22 protein-coding genes are annotated in these 17,935 nt (G+C 34.5%); 15 read left to right on the top strand and 7 right to left on the bottom strand.

The annotated features are described in order from the left end of the window. Positions 1-15: 15 nt before the first annotated feature. Both O0955_RS17295 and mce read right to left on the bottom strand, forming a co-directional pair. A complete protein-coding gene (locus tag O0955_RS17295) occupies positions 16-309 on the bottom strand; it encodes a hypothetical protein (protein ID WP_269428817.1) in 294 nt (97 codons plus the stop codon). A gap of 166 nt (positions 310-475) precedes the next feature. Next, positions 476-883: a methylmalonyl-CoA epimerase gene (gene mce / locus O0955_RS17290; RefSeq protein ID WP_269428816.1), complete on the bottom strand. Its 408-nt coding sequence runs from the start codon at positions 881-883 to the stop codon at positions 476-478. A gap of 119 nt (positions 884-1,002) precedes the next feature. Between mce and O0955_RS17285 the strand changes: the two genes are divergently transcribed. From O0955_RS17285 to O0955_RS17265, 5 genes are all read left to right on the top strand, one after another. Next, on the top strand, positions 1,003-2,214 hold the full coding sequence (locus O0955_RS17285; protein WP_269428815.1) for an IscS subfamily cysteine desulfurase: 1,212 nt from the start codon (positions 1,003-1,005) through the stop codon (positions 2,212-2,214). Between the two features lie 123 nt (positions 2,215-2,337). Then, positions 2,338-2,751 carry a Fe-S cluster assembly scaffold IscU gene (gene iscU, locus O0955_RS17280; protein ID WP_131537350.1) on the top strand — a complete coding sequence of 138 codons (414 nt, stop codon included), beginning with the start codon at positions 2,338-2,340 and terminating at the stop codon, positions 2,749-2,751. A 51-nt stretch (positions 2,752-2,802) separates the two neighbouring features. Then, the gene (locus tag O0955_RS17275; RefSeq protein WP_269428814.1) at positions 2,803-3,237 is read left to right on the top strand and encodes a cupin domain-containing protein; all 435 of its coding nucleotides are present in this window, start codon (positions 2,803-2,805) and stop codon (positions 3,235-3,237) included. A gap of 56 nt (positions 3,238-3,293) precedes the next feature. Further along, positions 3,294-3,620: a HesB/IscA family protein gene (locus O0955_RS17270; RefSeq protein WP_131537349.1), complete on the top strand. Its 327-nt coding sequence runs from the start codon at positions 3,294-3,296 to the stop codon at positions 3,618-3,620. A gap of 246 nt (positions 3,621-3,866) precedes the next feature. Further along, a complete protein-coding gene (locus O0955_RS17265; protein ID WP_269428813.1) occupies positions 3,867-5,783 on the top strand; it encodes an AMP-dependent synthetase/ligase in 1,917 nt (638 codons plus the stop codon). Positions 5,784-5,848: 65 nt separating this feature from the next. Here the strand turns inward: O0955_RS17265 and O0955_RS17260 are convergent, their stop codons facing one another. Continuing rightward, a complete protein-coding gene (locus O0955_RS17260; RefSeq protein WP_269428812.1) occupies positions 5,849-6,538 on the bottom strand; it encodes a DUF2461 domain-containing protein in 690 nt (229 codons plus the stop codon). A gap of 312 nt (positions 6,539-6,850) precedes the next feature. Here O0955_RS17260 and lysS point away from each other — a divergent pair, with 312 nt between their 5' ends. Both lysS and O0955_RS17250 read left to right on the top strand, forming a co-directional pair. Further along, complete coding sequence (lysS, locus tag O0955_RS17255) at positions 6,851-8,560, top strand: lysine--tRNA ligase (RefSeq protein ID WP_269428811.1); 1,710 nt, start codon at positions 6,851-6,853, stop codon at positions 8,558-8,560. Between the two features lie 137 nt (positions 8,561-8,697). Continuing rightward, the gene (locus O0955_RS17250) at positions 8,698-8,904 is read left to right on the top strand and encodes a hypothetical protein (protein ID WP_269428810.1); all 207 of its coding nucleotides are present in this window, start codon (positions 8,698-8,700) and stop codon (positions 8,902-8,904) included. A 73-nt stretch (positions 8,905-8,977) separates the two neighbouring features. Here O0955_RS17250 and O0955_RS17245 read toward each other — a convergent pair whose 3' ends face one another. Continuing rightward, positions 8,978-9,529, bottom strand: coding sequence for a pyridoxamine 5'-phosphate oxidase family protein (locus O0955_RS17245; RefSeq protein ID WP_269428809.1), 552 nt, complete (start codon positions 9,527-9,529; stop codon positions 8,978-8,980). A gap of 248 nt (positions 9,530-9,777) precedes the next feature. Here O0955_RS17245 and O0955_RS17240 point away from each other — a divergent pair, with 248 nt between their 5' ends. Further along, on the top strand, positions 9,778-10,290 hold the full coding sequence (locus tag O0955_RS17240; protein ID WP_269428807.1) for a hypothetical protein: 513 nt from the start codon (positions 9,778-9,780) through the stop codon (positions 10,288-10,290). Between the two features lie 47 nt (positions 10,291-10,337). Then, positions 10,338-10,835: a YdeI/OmpD-associated family protein gene (locus O0955_RS17235; protein ID WP_269428806.1), complete on the top strand. Its 498-nt coding sequence runs from the start codon at positions 10,338-10,340 to the stop codon at positions 10,833-10,835. A 181-nt stretch (positions 10,836-11,016) separates the two neighbouring features. On the opposite strand, the gene O0955_RS17230 is transcribed toward O0955_RS17235, so the two are convergent. Next, the gene (locus O0955_RS17230; protein WP_269428805.1) at positions 11,017-11,556 is read right to left on the bottom strand and encodes a DUF2892 domain-containing protein; all 540 of its coding nucleotides are present in this window, start codon (positions 11,554-11,556) and stop codon (positions 11,017-11,019) included. 94 nt (positions 11,557-11,650) lie between these two features. Here O0955_RS17230 and O0955_RS17225 point away from each other — a divergent pair, with 94 nt between their 5' ends. The 3 genes from O0955_RS17225 to O0955_RS17215 are packed head-to-tail and all read left to right on the top strand — an operon-like array spanning position 11,651 to position 13,552. Beyond that, positions 11,651-12,172 (top strand): thioredoxin family protein, encoded by a 522-nt coding sequence (locus tag O0955_RS17225; RefSeq protein WP_269428804.1) that lies wholly within the window; start codon positions 11,651-11,653, stop codon positions 12,170-12,172. 49 nt (positions 12,173-12,221) lie between these two features. Continuing rightward, positions 12,222-12,902: a uracil-DNA glycosylase gene (gene ung, locus O0955_RS17220; RefSeq protein WP_269428803.1), complete on the top strand. Its 681-nt coding sequence runs from the start codon at positions 12,222-12,224 to the stop codon at positions 12,900-12,902. Then, positions 12,902-13,552 carry an alpha/beta fold hydrolase gene (locus tag O0955_RS17215; RefSeq protein WP_269428802.1) on the top strand — a complete coding sequence of 217 codons (651 nt, stop codon included), beginning with the start codon at positions 12,902-12,904 and terminating at the stop codon, positions 13,550-13,552. Before ung ends, O0955_RS17215 begins: the two co-directional genes overlap by 1 nt. A 105-nt stretch (positions 13,553-13,657) precedes the next feature. Here the strand turns inward: O0955_RS17215 and O0955_RS17210 are convergent, their stop codons facing one another. Continuing rightward, a complete protein-coding gene (locus O0955_RS17210; RefSeq protein WP_025142637.1) occupies positions 13,658-14,128 on the bottom strand; it encodes an Lrp/AsnC family transcriptional regulator in 471 nt (156 codons plus the stop codon). Positions 14,129-14,254: 126 nt separating this feature from the next. On the opposite strand from O0955_RS17210, the gene O0955_RS17205 reads away from it, so the two are divergent. Both O0955_RS17205 and O0955_RS17200 read left to right on the top strand, forming a co-directional pair. Continuing rightward, positions 14,255-14,917, top strand: coding sequence for a metal-dependent transcriptional regulator (locus O0955_RS17205; RefSeq protein ID WP_269428801.1), 663 nt, complete (start codon positions 14,255-14,257; stop codon positions 14,915-14,917). Next, complete coding sequence (locus O0955_RS17200; protein WP_269428800.1) at positions 14,904-16,766, top strand: Nramp family divalent metal transporter; 1,863 nt, start codon at positions 14,904-14,906, stop codon at positions 16,764-16,766. The genes O0955_RS17205 and O0955_RS17200 overlap by 14 nt, the downstream gene beginning before the upstream one ends. A 4-nt stretch (positions 16,767-16,770) precedes the next feature. Here O0955_RS17200 and O0955_RS17195 read toward each other — a convergent pair whose 3' ends face one another. Further along, positions 16,771-17,250 carry a TlpA family protein disulfide reductase gene (locus tag O0955_RS17195; protein ID WP_269428799.1) on the bottom strand — a complete coding sequence of 160 codons (480 nt, stop codon included), beginning with the start codon at positions 17,248-17,250 and terminating at the stop codon, positions 16,771-16,773. Positions 17,251-17,473: 223 nt separating this feature from the next. Between O0955_RS17195 and smpB the strand changes: the two genes are divergently transcribed. Beyond that, positions 17,474-17,923: an SsrA-binding protein gene (smpB, locus tag O0955_RS17190; protein ID WP_269428798.1), complete on the top strand. Its 450-nt coding sequence runs from the start codon at positions 17,474-17,476 to the stop codon at positions 17,921-17,923. The last annotated feature ends 12 nt before the right edge of the window (positions 17,924-17,935 follow it).

Below are 17,935 nucleotides of genomic sequence, written 5' to 3'. Positions count from 1 at the left end.
TAACAAAAATAATTGTTAGTGAGGCTTGCTATACTTTTTCCAGGTTTCAATTTTAGCGAGTTGACGATTAATATAAGCATCTGCAATAATTTCTGCAGAGCTTAAACCTGTACTGTTTTCTAATAATTCTTTTAATTTATACTGATCAACATCTGCTTTATATAAGATTTGGATCAGTTTAGGAAAATCATTATCGACCAGGTAGGCAAAAGCATCAACCATAGCCTCACGCAACTGATTTTCTGAAAGATGTTCTTCTAAATCGAAATCTTTACTGATAATTTTGATTAGCGATTGAATATCACTCATTTTTTTGTTAAAATATTTTTTTACGTCAGAAACAAGTTCTTTGTATTTAAACCCGATAGTATGAATGCCAATTTTTTCATTGGCAGTAAGAGTAGTTTAAAGTATAACAAAAAGAATCACAATCCGTTAACTTCCAAAAAGCAAAAGCTTATTACTGATTTTATAATTATGTCCACTTAATTTCCTGACAAAGTTCAATTAAAACACCATTTGTATTTTTAGGGTGAACGAAACAAACCATTTTATTATCTGCGCCTTTTTTTGGCACTTCATTTAATAAAACAAAGCCATTTGCCTTTAAACGTTCCATTTCAGCAAGAATATCATCTACAGCAAAGGCAATATGATGAATCCCCTCTCCCTTCTTCTCCACAAATTTAGCAATAGCACTTTCTTCAGCGGTAGCCTGAAGCAATTCGATCTTATTTTCACCGGTTTTAAAAAAAGCTGTATTTACATATTCTGAAGCCACCATTTCGGTTTTATAGCAAGAAGTATTCAACAATTGTTCGTAAATGGAAACGGCTTTATCGAGGTCTTTTACAGCAATTCCGATATGTTCTATCTTGTTCATCGTTTTAAAAGGTTTGTTGAATGTAAAAATGCAGGTTTTAACTATAACCTCATAGCTATTATTTATAATTGTTAGAAAAGTTTTTTCGTATCTTTGTATTACAAATAATAGTAACTGAAATGAAACAGCCGATATATTTAGATAATAATGCAACTACCCCACTTGACCCAAGGGTGCTGGAAGCAATGCTACCTTACTTTACCGAGAAATTTGGAAACGCCGCGAGCCGTAATCACGCTTTTGGCTGGGTGGCAGAAGAAGGAGTAGATTATGCCCGTGAGCAGGTGGCCAAATTAATCGGCTGTACTGAAAAAGAAATCATTTTTACATCTGGTGCTACTGAAGCAGATAACCTTGCAATTAAAGGTGTATTTGAGATGTATAAAGAAAAAGGTAATCACATTATTACTGCGGTTACTGAACATAAAGCTGTTTTAGATACTTGTAAACATTTAGAGAAAAATGGTGCAAGAGTAACTTATTTGGGCGTTAAAGAAGATGGTTTAATTGATTTAGCTGAACTTGAAGCTGCTATGACTCCGGAAACGATTTTAGTTTCTATCATGTATGGCAACAATGAAATCGGTGTAATTCAGCCTGTTAAAGAAATTTCAGACATTGCACACAAACATGGCGCATTGTTTATGACGGATGCAACGCAGGCAGTTGGAAAAATTCCTGTTGATGTAAATGCAGACGGAATTGATTTAATGGCTTTTTCAGCACATAAAATGTACGGCCCGAAAGGTGTTGGTGTGCTTTACGTTCGCCGTAAAAACCCTAGGGTTAAAGTTACAGCACAAATGGATGGCGGTGGTCATGAACGTGGAATGCGTTCTGGTACATTAAACGTTCCTGGTATTGTAGGTTTAGGTAAAGCTTGTGAGCTTTGCCGTTTAGAAATGGAAAGCGAAGCCGCCCGTTTAGCTGCATTACGTGATAAATTAGAGTCTACTTTAAACAAAATGGAAGAAAGTTATGTTAATGGTAATACACAACACCGTTTACCACACGTAGCAAATATTTCTTTCAAATATGTAGAAGGTGAAGGTTTAATGATGGCCATGAGCGATTTAGCGGTATCTTCGGGTTCTGCTTGTACTTCAGCATCTTTAGAGCCCTCTTATGTATTAAAGAGTTTAGGTTTATCAGATGATTTAGCACACTCTTCTATCCGTTACGGTTTAGGTCGTTTTACAACTGAAGAAGATATAGATCACGCTATTGAAATTACTCAAAAAGCGGTAAATCACTTAAGAGAACTTTCTCCGCTTTGGGAAATGTTTAAAGAAGGAATTGATTTGAGCAAAATTGAGTGGGCTGAACACTAGATTAAATTACAATTGTAGATTAACGAATTACGATTTGCTGTCTGCGATTAAATAAAGTATAAAAATTAATAATTTGCGATTTGGGTTTCAATCTAAAATCGCAAATCAAAAATCTTAAATATTATGGCATACTCAGAAAAAGTAATCGATCATTATAATAATCCTCGTAACGTTGGTACATTAAACAAAGACGAGAAAAATGTAGGTACAGGCTTAGTTGGTGCACCAGAGTGCGGCGACGTAATGCGCTTACAAATTGAAGTTGGAGCAGATAACGTAATCACCGATGCTAAATTTAAAACATTTGGCTGTGGTTCTGCAATTGCATCATCATCTTTAGCTACTGAATGGTTAAAAGGAAAAACCATTGATGAAGCTTTAGCAATTGACAATATGGATATTGTGGAAGAACTGGCTTTACCTCCTGTTAAAATTCACTGTTCTGTATTAGCTGAAGATGCAATTAAATCTGCTATTAACGATTACCGCGTTAAAAATGGTTTAGATGCATTGGTATTAGAAAAATCGCATCACTAGAAATTTTACAATAAGAATTAATAGTGCTAGACATTTTTAAATAAATTTATTATGGCTAAGCAGATTAAAGAAAATAGTGATGGCAACCTTTGTTTAAGGTTAATTGGAATAGTGTGTTTGTTGCTGGTTTCTATAAATTCTATTGCGCAAGACAAAATAGTAAGAAAAGCGCTTTTGACTGCGGACATTGGAAACCGGGTAATAAAAAAAGTAGACGTTAAGGAGATAAAATTTAAACCAGGACAACAATCAGGTTTTCATAAACATCCCTGTCCGGTTGTAAGTTATATTGTGTCTGGAACTGTTCTTTTTCAAATAGAAGGTGGTGTATCTAAGACATTAAAAGCCGGAGATGTCGCTTTTGAACCTGCAGGTAAGCCGGTAATACATTTTGATAATGCTTCAAAAACAAAGCCTTTAATTTTTATTCCTTATTATCTTATTAATGATGAAAAGGAATTAATAGAAATGTTACCTGCTAAATAATAGATTAACAGAGAAGGTTTACAGCCACAATTCGTAATACATAATATATTAAAGAAATGATAACAATAACCGATAAAGCAAAAGATAAAATAGATCACCTGATGCAGGATTCTGAATTGGGTTCTGATTATTTCTTACGTGTTTCTGTAAAAGGAGGAGGCTGTTCAGGTTTATCGTACAATTTAGATTTCGATAATGAATCTAAAACAGGAGATCAGTTTTTTGAAGACAGAGGCATTAAAATTGCGCTTGACATGAAATCTTTTCTTTATTTAGCCGGAACAGAATTAGATTTTTCTGATGGATTAAATGGAAAAGGATTTAACTTCATCAACCCTAATGCAAGTCGCAGTTGTGGTTGTGGAGAAAGCTTCTCTGTATAAAATATTTTACAAAATACAAAAAGGTTCCATTTATGGGGCCTTTTTGCGTTTAAAAGAGGTTCTAAACAACAGATTATCACCCCTGGCTCATCAAAGGATATATTCAAATACGTTTAAAGTATTTCTATAATCTCAGTGTGATAGAAATTGTAAAAAATAAATTAATTTTATGATACTCCCTCCTTTGCATTATTAAACCAAAAAGCATTATAATTGTTAATTATAACGAATACACCAAATACGAGCATGCCATTAATAAATGAGTTTTCAACTGTCCCTACCCTTTTACGTAATGTGGTAAAAAACATTCATAAACCGGAGGAAACCTTCTTAATACATAAACAAGGTGCCGAATGGGCTGAAATTTCTTATGAAGACACTTTAAAAAGAGCAGACGCAGTTTCTGCATTTTTTCTTGAAAAAGGAATCAGTAAAGGCGATAGATTGGGCTTAATGATTGAAAACTCTCCCGAATATGTTTATTATGATCAGGGAATTCAGCAAATTGGTGCCATTAATGTTTCTATTTATCCCACACTTTCTGAACAGGAAGTTGCCTATATTATCAATGACTCGGGAATTAAATCCATTTTAGTTGGCAATAATTTCCTGTACCGCAAGGTATTAAAGGTAGCGGCAAACTGTAAAGAATTAAAATATATTATTCCTGCATTTAAAGATTACGAAAAAGTAGTTGTTCCTGAAGATGTAAAAGTTGAAGTAATTAGCTTTTCGGATATTTTAGCCTTAAAACATCAGGTTACAGCCGCCGAAAAAGCAGCAATAGATGAAGCCAGAAACCTCGTTTTGCCAACAGATGTTTCTTCACTAATTTATACATCGGGTACTACGGGCACGCCAAAAGGTGTAATGCTTACGCATAGCAATTTTGTAGAAAACGTAAAAGTTTGTCTGCAGCAAATTCCGGTAATTGATCAGACAGAAACCTTTTTATCTTTTTTACCCTTATCACATGTGTTTGAGCGGACTGCCACTTACCATGTTTGTTGTGCGCAGGGTTGTAAAATTGCCTTTGCTCAAAGCTTAGAGTTATTGGCTAAAAACATGGGCGAAGTTCGTCCTACGGTAATGAGCTGTGTACCCCGTTTATTGGAACGCATTCATGATAAAGCCATAAAATCAGGTACAGCTGCAGGGGGCGCTAAAGCTAAAATATTTACATGGGCGTTAGAAACGGGTAAAAATTACCGGGTATTAAAAGAAGCCGGTAAAAATCCAGGATTGATTTTATCAGCAAAAAAAGGAATTGCCGAAAAATTGGTTTTCAGTAAAATAAAGGAAAAAACAGGCGGTCGCTTAAAATTTATGATTTCAGGTGGTGCTGCCCTTCCTAAAAATGTAGGAGAGTTTTTTGGCGATTTAGGCATTAAAATATTAGAAGGATTTGGTTTAACCGAAACTTCGCCGGTAATGTCGGTAACAGAATACCACAGACAGGTTTATGGAACTGTTGGCCGTGTGATTCCGGGAATAGAAGTTGGCATTCAGGATGTGGAAACTAAGGCTATAATTAACATACAAACACACGAAACTTTTAATGAAGACTTTGAATGCCCTGAAGGCGAAGTAATTGTTCGCGGGCATTGTGTAATGAAAGGTTACTTTAATAAACCTGCAGAAACTGCCGAGGCCATTGATAAAGACCTGTGGTTCCATACCGGAGATATTGGTCGTTTTTACAAGGGCAACCTGCAAATTACTGATCGTTTAAAAAACATGATCGTAAACGCTTACGGTAAAAATGTTTACCCTACCCCTGTTGAAAACATTTATCTGAAAAGCCCTAAAATAGATCAGCTATTTTTAATTGGTGATAAACGTGAATTTATTACCGCCATCATTATTCCAAACCGGGAAACACTGGAAGAAACTTTTAAGTTAAAACCTTCTTTCTTTGATGAAGCAGATCCGTTTATCCAGAATAAGGAAATTATAGACTGGATTGAGCTGGACATTAAAAAGATTTCTAATGAACTGGCTAAATTTGAACGCATTAAAAACTTCAAAATAAAACGCAATCCTTTTAATATTGATGAAGGTGAAATTACACCAACAATGAAGGTAAAGCGCAGGGTTGTTGAAAAGAAATACGCTGAAGCCATTAACGATATGTATGAGGAAGGCATAGAAGCCGAATCATAATTAAAAAGGGTCATGATTGCACAATAATCATGACCCTTTCTTTTTAAAATTGAATTTTAATCCAGTTACAAAGCCAGTCCATTAGCATCTGTAGTAAGTATTTCTGTCATATAATCAAAAAATGGGCGCATATTTTTAAATGCCTGATCACATTTATTCAAAAAGTCAGTACTCAAAACCTCTTCATCTGAAAATTTACGAACCAGCAAAAACTGTTTGTAACGAAGTAAATCAATCGCTTCATGATCTGCCTCAAACCCCTTTGGGGTGGTTTTTAACTGTTCGCCTTTTAAAGTTTCAAACGAAGCAATAAAGGTTTTATCTTTTAATATTTCTCTTAAAGGCTGATCATCAAAAGCAATGTTTTCTCTTATTAGTTTTAAATCTTGCGGTGATGGCCCAAAAAAGCCGCCAGCAACAAAACTATTGCCCGGCTCGATATGAAAATAATATCCTCCCCGCCTTTGCTTACCCATTCGTTTAAAACTACCGCTCCAATGTGTTTTATAGGGCGTTTTATCATTAGAAAACCGTGTATCCCGATAAATCCGGTACAGACTTTTCTTTCCTGAAGGCGTTTCTATTACATCATGTGTATTCATTAAGTCCAGTAAAGCTTGCGCAAAGGATTCTATAAGTACCTGCTTCTTTTGAAACTCCGTTTTATGAGCATTGAACCACTCCCGGTCATTATTTTTCTTTAATAATTTTAAAAAATCTAAACCCGAAGGCTGTATTTGTTTGATAGCAGGCATATTGGAATCTAATTAATTAAAGAACGATAAAAATTGTCCATGAACAAATATAACATCTGCAAAAAATTAAATCACTGTTTTCTATTTGCTAAATTTTTATAATTAACATTATATCCATCAAAGCATTTAGTTATTTCTTTTCCTTTCTTATCTTTGCAACCATCAGCTTTTAAAGATTATAAAAGGTGCAAAGCACTATATTTCGTACCTGAATTTTCGGAAAATTAAAAATGTTTTCATTTTAATCATCGCTGTTAATTTATAATTACATAACAAATTGCAAAATCATTACTTTTGCAAAAAATACCCGAAATGAGTATAGGATTATCAGAACAAGAAATATTACGACGCGAGTCGCTAAAACAACTACGCCAACTGGGTATAGAACCCTATCCTGCAGAATCTTATGAGATTAATGTAAACGCTGCAGATATTTTAGCAAACTACGAAAAGGATAAAACGGCCTACAAGACGGTTAGCTTAGCCGGCCGTATCATGGGACGCAACATTATGGGTGCCGCTTCTTTTGCTGAAATTCAGGATTCTACCGGTCGTATTCAGGTTTATTTAAAAAGAGATGAACTTTGTCCGGGAGATGATAAAACTTTATACAATACGGTATTTAAAAAGCTTTTAGATATTGGAGATTTCATCGGTGTTAAAGGTTATGTTTTTACCACTCAAACCGGAGAAATTTCTATCCACGTTACAGAATTTAAAGTTCTGGCTAAATCATTACGCCCTTTACCTATTGTAAAACGCGATGACGAAGGAAACGTATATGATGGTTTTACAAATCCTGAACTACGTTACCGCATGCGTTACGTAGATTTGACGGTAAACCCTGATTATAAACAAATTTTCATCAAACGCAGCAAGGTTATCAATAGCATGCGCAACTATTTTGATGAACAAGGCTGGATGGAAGTTGAAACACCTATCCTTCAACCTATCCATGGCGGTGCTGCTGCAAGACCTTTTGCTACACACCACAATACTTTGGATATGCCGCTTTATTTGCGTATTGCGAATGAGCTGTATTTAAAAAGATTAATTGTTGCAGGTTTTGATGGCGTATATGAGTTCGGCAAAATGTTCCGTAATGAGGGGATGGACCGTACGCACAATCCAGAGTACACCTCAATGGAAATCTACGTAGCCTATAAAGATTATATCTGGATGATGGCTATGGTTGAAGAATGCCTGGAAAAAGTGGCTATTGCTACTAATGGCTCTGCAACAGTTAAAGTTGGCGAAAACGAGATCAATTTTGAAGGGCCATACGAAAAACTAACCATGTATGAGTCTATTCAAAAATATACCGGAATTGATGTTTCGGCAATGACCGAAGAAGAATTAGCGCAAACCTGTAAAGATTTAAATATCGAAACCGATTCTACAATGGGTCGTGGTAAATTAGTTGATGAAATTTTCAGCGCTAAAGTAGAAGCTAATTTAATCCAGCCTACATTTATTACTGATTATCCGATAGAAATGACACCGCTTGCCAAAAAACACCGTTCAGCAGCAGGGTTGGTAGAGCGTTTTGAAATTTTTGTTAATGGTAAAGAAATCGGAAATGCCTATTCAGAACTGAACGATCCGATTGACCAAAAAGAACGCTTCGAAGATCAATTAAAACTTGCTGATCGTGGCGATGCTGAAGCTATGGCAATGGATGATGATTTCGTTCGTGCTTTAGAATATGGCATGCCACCAACTTCAGGTTTAGGTTTCGGTATTGATCGTATAGTTATGTTAATGACGAATCAAAGTACCATTCAGGAAGTTTTATTTTTCCCCCAGATGCGTCCTGAGAAAAAGAAAATAGAATTGACCGCTGAAGAGACAGAATTATTTTCATTGGTTTCTGAAGGCGAGCAAGCACTTTTATCTGATGTAAAAGGAAAATTAACCGAGTGGAGCAATAAGAAATGGGATACTACCTTAAAAGCTTTAACTTCTAAAGGGATTTTAAAAGTTGCTAAAACCGATGATGGCTTATTTTTATCGCATAAATAGTTAAGTTTTTGCTCCTGAATTTTAAAAAACAGGAGGATCATCTTAACATAAAGATAACAAAAACTTAAAAGGCTTGCTAACAAACAATTAGCAAGCCTTTTCTATATTTACAGCAGTCATCAATAAAATCATCTGTTATGAACTCGAGTTTAGAAATTACGGAAAGCGAATACTGCATTAAGTTAAGTAAAGATACTTTTGATCTTTCCTTAGTACATCAGTTAATTAAAAGAATACAGGCCGAAGCCTTTTTCTTCAAAAAAGCTAACGATGAAGAAGATATCATCAGTCGTAGAGCACAAAGGGAAGAATTAGAAGGTTTTGATTATTTAGGCGATAAATAATCAAAACCTTCCTAAATTTATTTCATAATCTGTTCTAAAATAGGTTATTGAAATAAATTCAGTACAATATCTCTTAATCAATATCCAGATTTCCTTCTACAGAATCATCCATTGTTTTACCGGTTATAACTGATGCCGCTATTTTTAAAAATGCAACAGCGGTTCCATGTTTGGTATCCCAATAATAGCCTTCGGATGGGATTACCTTAATCAAAGTAATATTCGGATCATCTTTCCCTCCCTGAAACCAGGTTTTGATAAAAGGGCTCCACAATTCATCAATTTTCGCTTGGTCTCTGCTCACTTCAGCAATGCCATATATATTTACAAATCCTGAGTGTGCCCCAGCCTGAAATAACAAATGTGTAAACGGGTCTGTTGTAATTTCATTATTCTTATGGCTATCTTTCATGCTCATAAACCAAATATTACCTTCATCGTCAACCTGTTGTATAGCCATTGGCCTAACTGATAAAGGTAAACCTGTTTTAATATTGGTACAAAAAAAGCAACTTTCAGCCTTTTCTGCCAGGTTTTTTAACTTTTCAATAGCTTCTTTTCCGCCTAAATCCTTAATATTTTCTTCTTGCGTATTGTTTGTACTTCCTTCTTGTGATGTTTTCATAGGTATAAGATTTTATATACACTACACTCAAAAAATAGATTTGGTTTTAATATTTTAAAAAGGAGCAGGGAATATTTATTTTATTCTTGCAATGTATATGGTCAAATTTTCTACTTCAAACCAAAAAAGTTATCTTTAATATAACCCTCGTAGTATTTTTTATTTTGAATAAAAAATTGGTATATTACGGTCACATCTCTGTATTTGCAATACAAACCATCCCATTTTTTAACGAAAAAAAATTAATAATGTCAAAATTATCAGATAAAATTGTTGGTGTGGTTTTAATTGCAGGATGCGCTATATTTTGTAAAATGTGTACAGATATGCATTTAAAAGGTGGGGATAATAAGGCAATTTCGAATTACGAAAAAATGATTTTTGATAATTCTATTATTGAGGCAGAGTTATATCCAAATTATAAAGAGGTTACAGTTAAAATTATGAAACTGCCTATAAAAACTTATGAATTCAGGTATCATTTCGATATTAACAATCAAAAATACGAAGGAAGTCATACATTCAATGCCGAATTACCTAAATCAAACATATTAAAAGTTTATTATTTAAAAGATGATCCAAATTTTAATTGCTATGACCCTAAAGCAAATCTAGAAATTGAAAAAGAGGAAAATTCTTCAAATAAGAATTTGTACTGGGCTATTGGCTGGGGAGCATTTGGTTTATTAATGCTTATGGGGTTTATCATTAGTTTAAGGGAAGAAAAAACCCAAAAATTATTAGAAGAAAGTAATGGATAAAGTGTAATTATAAATGAGCAAAGCTATCTTTAATCAACCGATTTATTATGAAGCTTGTCAAACCAGAACCATTTCGTGCCGAAATTTATATTATTGGAATAAATCCTTATGTTTTCATTCCAGAAGCCTATTTAAATTATCTTTTTAAGCAGGCAAAAAAAGAAAAAGGAAAAATTCCGGTCATCATGAAAATAGATGGTCATCTTTTTCAACAAACACTGATAAAATATGCCGGTCACTGGCGCTTATACCTCAACATGCCAATGCGAAAGGCGGCCGGAAAAGATGTTGGGGATACTGCAACGTTTGAAATGGAATTTGATTCTGAAGTACGTAAAATCGAAATACATCCAAAGTTAATGGAAGCTTTGGAAGAAAATAAAAGAGCTAAAGAAATTTTTGAACAGCTTGCACCCTATCTCCAAAAGGAAATTGTAAGATATATAGCAAACTTAAAAACAGAAGAATCGATAGAGCGGAATGTAATTAAGTCCATTCAATTTCTTTTGGGTAAGGAAAGATTTATCGGACGGGATCATCCATAAGCACCATAGCTTATTGCGCCGTACCTTTAAGGCTAAACCTGATGGAAATGGCAGCCCCCGATTTTTATCGGGGCTATAATGTACAGCGGGACTCCAGCAGCAATGGAATACTGCTGATCCATTTCCAAATAAAAAAAGCCACCTCAGTTAAGAAAATGGCTTCTGTTTAAAATTGAATATTCTAACGGTAACGAACTTGCTGTTGCTTATCCATCATTCCCATCTGATCCTTCATTTGTTTAATCTGATCGGCCAGTAATTTATTTTTATCTGCTTTTTTAGCTTCAGCAAGGTACATGGTGGCTTCTCTTTTATTTCTTTTTGCCATTGCAATACCTGCAAGGCTAAGTTTGGCTAAAGCAACATTATGATCCATGTGCAAACCTAAGGCAAGCGACTTTTTAAAATACTTTTCGCTTTGCATAGGGGCTCTTCTGCTTTCAATTAATCCAATCAATAAATTGTAATAGCCGTGTTGAACCTTAATTAACTGAGTTTCGTAATTGGTAATGCGCTTTAAAAACATTTCTGCTTTCGGCATATTGTCTTTACGTAAAAACCATTGTGCTAAAAGCATATTTTCATTAAAGAAATAAGTAACCAGTACAATTAATGCTAATAAAATGGCAACGATGCCCCAGGGCCAGAAACCAAAAATAAATAAAGCTACTGCGCCACCCAATAATGCAAACCCCGCAATTAATCTGATAATATTTGGCATAAATTTTATTCTAATTATTTTTTTTTGCAAATATCGTGTTTAAATAGCAGAAATTAGATTTTAAAACAATAATTTCATTAAAAATTTCAAAACCATGAAAACCCTCTTCTCGATTACCTTAATTGTACTTGCCATGAATGTTGCTGCACAAGAAGTAAATAAAAAAATCCACGACCAGGCCCACAACAAAGATATTTTAATTAATAGTTGTACGCGTGAAGGGATTACAACCTTTCCCGAATTTAAAGAGATGTATGATCCGCTTTATGAAGCGTACGTTCCGGATGCAGCGACTATGATTGAGCTTAAAAAATTAGTTAAAAAAGAAAGAGTTAAAATCATTTTCGGTACCTGGTGTGGCGATAGCAAAGTAAATGTACCTAACTTTTTTAAAGTATTGGATGCCCTGCATTTCAAAGAAAAAAATGTAGATATTATTGCTGTTGACGGGCATAAAAAAGCCGAAAATGGAATTATTGATGGTCTTGACATTCAGAGAGTGCCTACTTTTATTGTTTATGATAAAAAAGGAAAAGAATTAGGCCGAATTGTTGAGCATCCTAAAACAACTCTTGAAGGAGATTTGTTAGCCATTTTAAAAAAGAAAAATCCCTAGATCAAAAGCGATTAATTTTTGATATACATTTACCATTTTATACATTGATATGTCTGCATCATTAGAACCGGGCTGGTTGGCTGTTTTAAATCAGGAGTTTGAAAAAGACTATATGATTAAGTTAAAGGCTTTTTTGCAGGATGAAAAACAAAAAGGCAAAATCATCTATCCAAAAGGTGCTGACATTTTTAATGCCTTAAACACAACGCCATTTGATGAGGTTAAGGTTGTAATTTTAGGTCAGGATCCTTATCATGGCACTGGACAGGCGCATGGACTGTCGTTTTCTGTACAGAGAGGCATGACCATCCCTCCATCATTAAAAAACATTTACAAGGAGTTAGAAACTGATATAGAAGGTTTTAAAGCACCAAATCATGGAAATTTAACTCACTGGGCAGAACAGGGTGTGTTACTTTTAAATGCAACACTCACGGTTCGTGCGTCAGAGGCAGGTTCACATCAAAACCAGGGCTGGGAAATTTTTACTGATGAAATTATAAAAGCTTTATCACAAAAACGGGAACATTTGGTTTTTCTGCTTTGGGGCAAGTATGCGCAACAAAAAGCAGCATTAATCGATCAGAAAAAACATTATGTGTTGACTGCTGCACACCCCTCGCCTTTCTCTGCTTATAATGGATTTTTCGGGAGCAAGCATTTCTCTAAAGCCAATCAACTTTTGATTCAAAGTAATTTAAAACCTATCGACTGGCAATTACCGGCTTAATGAAAGTTTATCTGATCAGCGGGCTTGGTGCTGACAAAAGAATATTTTCCAAAATTAAATTGGATAATCAATTTGAAATTATTCACTTAGATTGGATTGAATATTCAGAAAGCGATGATATGATTAGCTATGCCAAGAAATTAAGCAAGGGTATAGATCACACAAAACCATTCTGTATTGTTGGAGTTTCTTTTGGAGGAATGATTGCTACTGAAATTGCTAAAATTCTAAATCCAAAAATTACCATTGTAATTTCCAGTATTATAAACAGTAAACAACTGCCACGCCTTTATAAATTCTCAGGTAATTTAGGTTTATTAAATATTATTCCGGCGGCAGTTTTAAAATCTTCCAATAAGCTTACTCAGAATTATTATTTCGGAACTAAATTACCCGAAGAAAAAGATTTGCTTAATAAAATTGTTGAAGATACTGATCCTAATTTCTTGAAATGGGCTATTGGTGTAATTCTAGCTTGGAATAATCAGGTAAGGCCAAAAAATCTTTATCACATCCACGGAACAAATGATAAAATATTTCCAATAAAAAAAGTGGAACCCGATTTTGTTATTAAAAATGGAGGCCACTTTATGGTTTATCAAAACGCTGAGGAAATTTCAACGTTAATTAATACATTGCTTATTAATTAACTACCTAAGACATCCTAGTTAATCATTTATAAAACATCCAAAAGTCCTTATTATTTACTTTGGTGGGTTTATAATGATTCAGGTGGAAAAATTTCACACTAAATTTTAATATTCCAAAGGAACGATAGGTTCTTTCTTTGTTGTTGACATGATCATCATCGTTTGGAAAGTTTTAACGACAGAGATTTTGCTAATCTTATCCATAATTAAGCGCTCGTAGGCTTTGATATCCTTTACGTAAACTTTCAATAAAAAATCAGCTTGTCCGGTTACGTGATGACATTCTGTAATTTCTTTAATTTGGTTTACTTCGTCCAGAAAAATTTGAATGGTATTATTTTTATGAAAATCCAGTTGGATTTGAATAAAAGTTTTTATACCTAACCCTAACTTTTCTTCATCAACTAAAGCATGATAACTTTTAATGTACCCGGCCATTTCAAGCTTACGTACCCGTTCTAATGTTGGAGCTGGTGATAAACCGATTTCCTGTGATAAAAGCAGGTTGGTGATTCTTCCGTTTTCTTGTAGAATTCTTAAGATTTTAAAATCAATTTTATCTAATTCTGATGCCATATAGTTTCAAAGGTATTGAGAATACAAACATAACCAAATTATATTCTAAATTTTAACATAATTTATCTTATATATTTTAATTTTATTTTTTTAGATTTACCTAAAAATAAAATTAGACACACATAAATGCAAAGCTTCACTGAGGAGAATTACCTTAAAATAATTTATCATTTATCTGAAAGCACAAATACGGTTCAAACCAATGCCATAGCAGAACAAATTCAAACTAAACCAGCTTCGGTAACAGATATGATTAAGAAACTGGCAGAGAAAGGTTTGATTGATTACATTAAATATCAGGGGGTTACTTTAACAGAAAAAGGCAAGCAAACTGCTATAAATATTGTGCGCAAACACCGTTTGTGGGAAGTATTTTTAGTTGATAAACTAAATTTTAAATGGGATGAAGTGCATGATGTTGCTGAAGAGCTTGAGCACATTAAATCTGAAAACCTAATTGAACGTTTGGATGAATTTCTGGGTTTCCCTAAAGCTGATCCTCACGGCGATCCAATTCCTGATAAAAATGGAAGATTTGCAAAAACACAATTTGTTAAGCTTATTGAATTAAAAATTGGAGAAAGCGGCACCATTACCGGAGTAAGTCAACACAGTTCTGCCTTTTTAAAACATTTAGAAAAACTTGGCCTAACACTTGGTAAGCAGGTTAAAATATCTGATGTGACGGATTTCGATGGTTCAGTAGAAATTTTAGTGGATAACAAACAAATTAATATAAGCAGAGAAGTAGCAAAACATATACTAACAACGGAAAATGGCAAAAACTGAATCACTGAGTGAAGTTCATCAAAGCGTAGCCACAGATAAGCGAAAAGGATGGCGCAGAATATTGGCTTTTATCGGTCCCGCCTATTTAATTAGTGTAGGTTACATGGATCCGGGCAATTGGGCAACCGATTTAGCCGGCGGAAGCAAATTTGGATATCAGTTAATCTGGGTATTGCTAATGTCTAACCTTATTGCCTTGTTATTGCAATCTTTAAGTGCACGCCTGGGTATTGTCCGTGGCCTTGATTTGGCACAAGCCTCTAAAAATGCCTATCCAGGCTGGGCAAATATCCCTTTATTTGGGTTGGCACAAACAGCCATTATTGCTTGCGATTTAGCAGAAATTATAGGTATGGCAATTGGGCTTCAGTTGCTTTTTGGATTACCTTTAATCTGGGGGATTTCCATCACCATTTTCGATACCATTCTGCTGCTTTTCTTACTAAACAAAGGAATGAGGGCTATGGAAAGCTTCATTGTATCCATGGTATTTATTGTTGGTATTTCCTTTTTGGCCGAAATGTTTATTGTAGAACCTTCGATAAAAGAAGTGGTTAAAGGTTTCGAGCCCTCTCTTTTAAGCGGAGATGCATTGTATATCGCAATAGGAATTATTGGTGCAACGGTTATGCCGCATAACCTTTATTTACACTCCTCGCTGGTTCAAACCAGAAAAATAGAAAGGACCAATAAAGGTATTAAGGAGGCTTTAAAGTTTAATCTTATTGATACAACGGTAGCGTTAAATCTTGCTTTTTTCGTTAATGCTGCAATTCTTATTCTTGCTGCTGCAGCCTTCTATAAAAATGGATTACACAAAGTAGCGGAAATACAGGATGCACACAAATTATTATCAAACATTTTTGGAAACGTTGCACCAACCTTATTCGCAATAGCTTTAATTGCCGCTGGACAAAGTTCGACCGTAACGGGAACACTGGCTGGGCAAATTGTGATGGAAGGCCATATAAACTTGAGGATTCAACCCTGGTTAAGACGTTTAATTACCCGTTTATTAGCCATCATTCCTGCATTCTTTACCATTTTATATTATGGCGATGATGCATTAGGTGGTTTACTGGTTTTAAGCCAGGTTGTTTTAAGTTTACAATTGGGCTTTGCCATTATCCCGTTAATTCATTTTACTTCGGATAAAAAGCTGATGAAGGATTTCGCCATTAAAATCTGGGTTAAAGTTTTAGCATGGGCAAGTGCAGCCGGAATCATTGCATTAAATGTAAAGCTGGTTATCGAAGAGATTAGCCGGTGGACAAAAGAGTCGGGTGGCTGGTGGATTTATGTCATAATTTTTCCGGCGGTAATTTTAACGGTATTATTTTTAATCTATGTTTTCTTGCATCCTATTCTTGATAAACAAAACACTGAGAAACAAATGGTTCCGCATGGAAATGCCTTGTCGATTGGTAATATTGAAAAAATTAAATACGAAAGGATTGGTATTGCAATAGATTTTTCTAAAAATGACCGGAATACCATCAGACATGCTTTAATTCAGGGTGGAAAAGATGCTCATTATTACCTGATGCATGTAGTTGAAACTGCCGCAGCCCGTTATCACGGAGATAAAGCAATGGACCATGAAACACAAAGTGACGCAGAAAACCTCGAAAAGTATAAAAGCAATCTTGCCGATTTAGGCTACGATTCCAGCATATTTATTGGTTTTGGAAGTACCGCAAATGCCATTGCAGATATCAGTAATAAAAATAATTTGGAACTCCTGGTTATGGGTGCTCACGGTCACAAGGGCCTTAAAGATTTAATTTTTGGCACCACGGTTGATTCTGTAAGGCATAAGGTTAATATCCCTGTACTGATTATCCGGTAGTCAGTTATTTTTTAATGTTTTTAAGCATTTTCTTAACCCCTCCATCTCCACTGTTGTAAACCAACAATTTTCCGGCAGGAGAATAGAGGTACATTGCAGGATATTTTGAAGGTAGAAATGCAGGAATAAAGGTTTTGTTTCTATCCTGAAGTACGGTTACATTGGCTTTAGCGTCTAAACCCGGTGCATATGATTTAAAAAATTGCGGTACAATGTAAGCTTCGTCCAGGGTAATCATGTAAATATTTACATTTTTGAATTGGTTATAATTATCTTTCAGTAATTTACTCTCTCTTTGGCAATGTTCACAGGTACAGTCAAAAAGAACAAACAAGTTTTGCTTTCCCTGTTTCATGTCTTTATTAGAGAAAGCTTTTCCATCTAACTTAAAAAATGTAAACTGCGGTAAAAAAGTTGGTTGTTGTGCCTTTACCTGTAAGGCAACAAATAAAACAAAGACGAAAAGAAAGTTTTTTAATTTCATTATAATTATAAATTACACTCAAACATAAGTCAATTAATTCTTTAAGACCAATTAAAATTGAGGTTTTACAAACAGATGAACAACAATGTTGTTAAATATCTTCAAGATGATTTAATTTAAAATAGGTATAACATTAATTTTTAAGATATTTGCATCCCGGCTATTTTAGCCATTATTAAAACGTAGGTTTATATTTAAACTTACTTATAGAAAGAGATAAATTTTGAAAAACGATATTAATATAAAGAATAAGAGAGCATATTTTGATTACAATTTAATAGATAAATATGTAGCCGGAATTGCACTTTTGGGTACAGAAATAAAAGCAATAAGACAGGGTAAAGCAAATATGACCGATGCTTTTTGCATGTTTATAGGCAATATTATATATGTAAGAAATCTTCACATTTCAGAATATAGCCACAGTTCTTTTTATCATCACGATATTAAACGCGACCGGGCTTTGTTGCTTCAAAAGAAAGAACTTAAAAAGCTAAGGGTTAAAGGCGAAGAAAAGGGTTATACAATTGTGCCTTTACGCATTTTCATTAACGAACGGGGCTTTGCAAAAATGGAAATTGCTTTAGCACAGGGTAAAAAAGAATTTGATAAACGCGATAGTATCAAAGACCGGGATAGCAAACGCGAACTGGACAGAGCGTTGAAAAGATAACTTAACCGGCAG

The organism is Pedobacter punctiformis (genome assembly GCF_027213715.1).
GTDB lineage: Bacteria > Bacteroidota > Bacteroidia > Sphingobacteriales > Sphingobacteriaceae > Pedobacter > Pedobacter punctiformis.
Note: the sequence above shows the minus strand (reverse complement) of the source record. Positions and strands in the feature narration are given on the sequence as shown.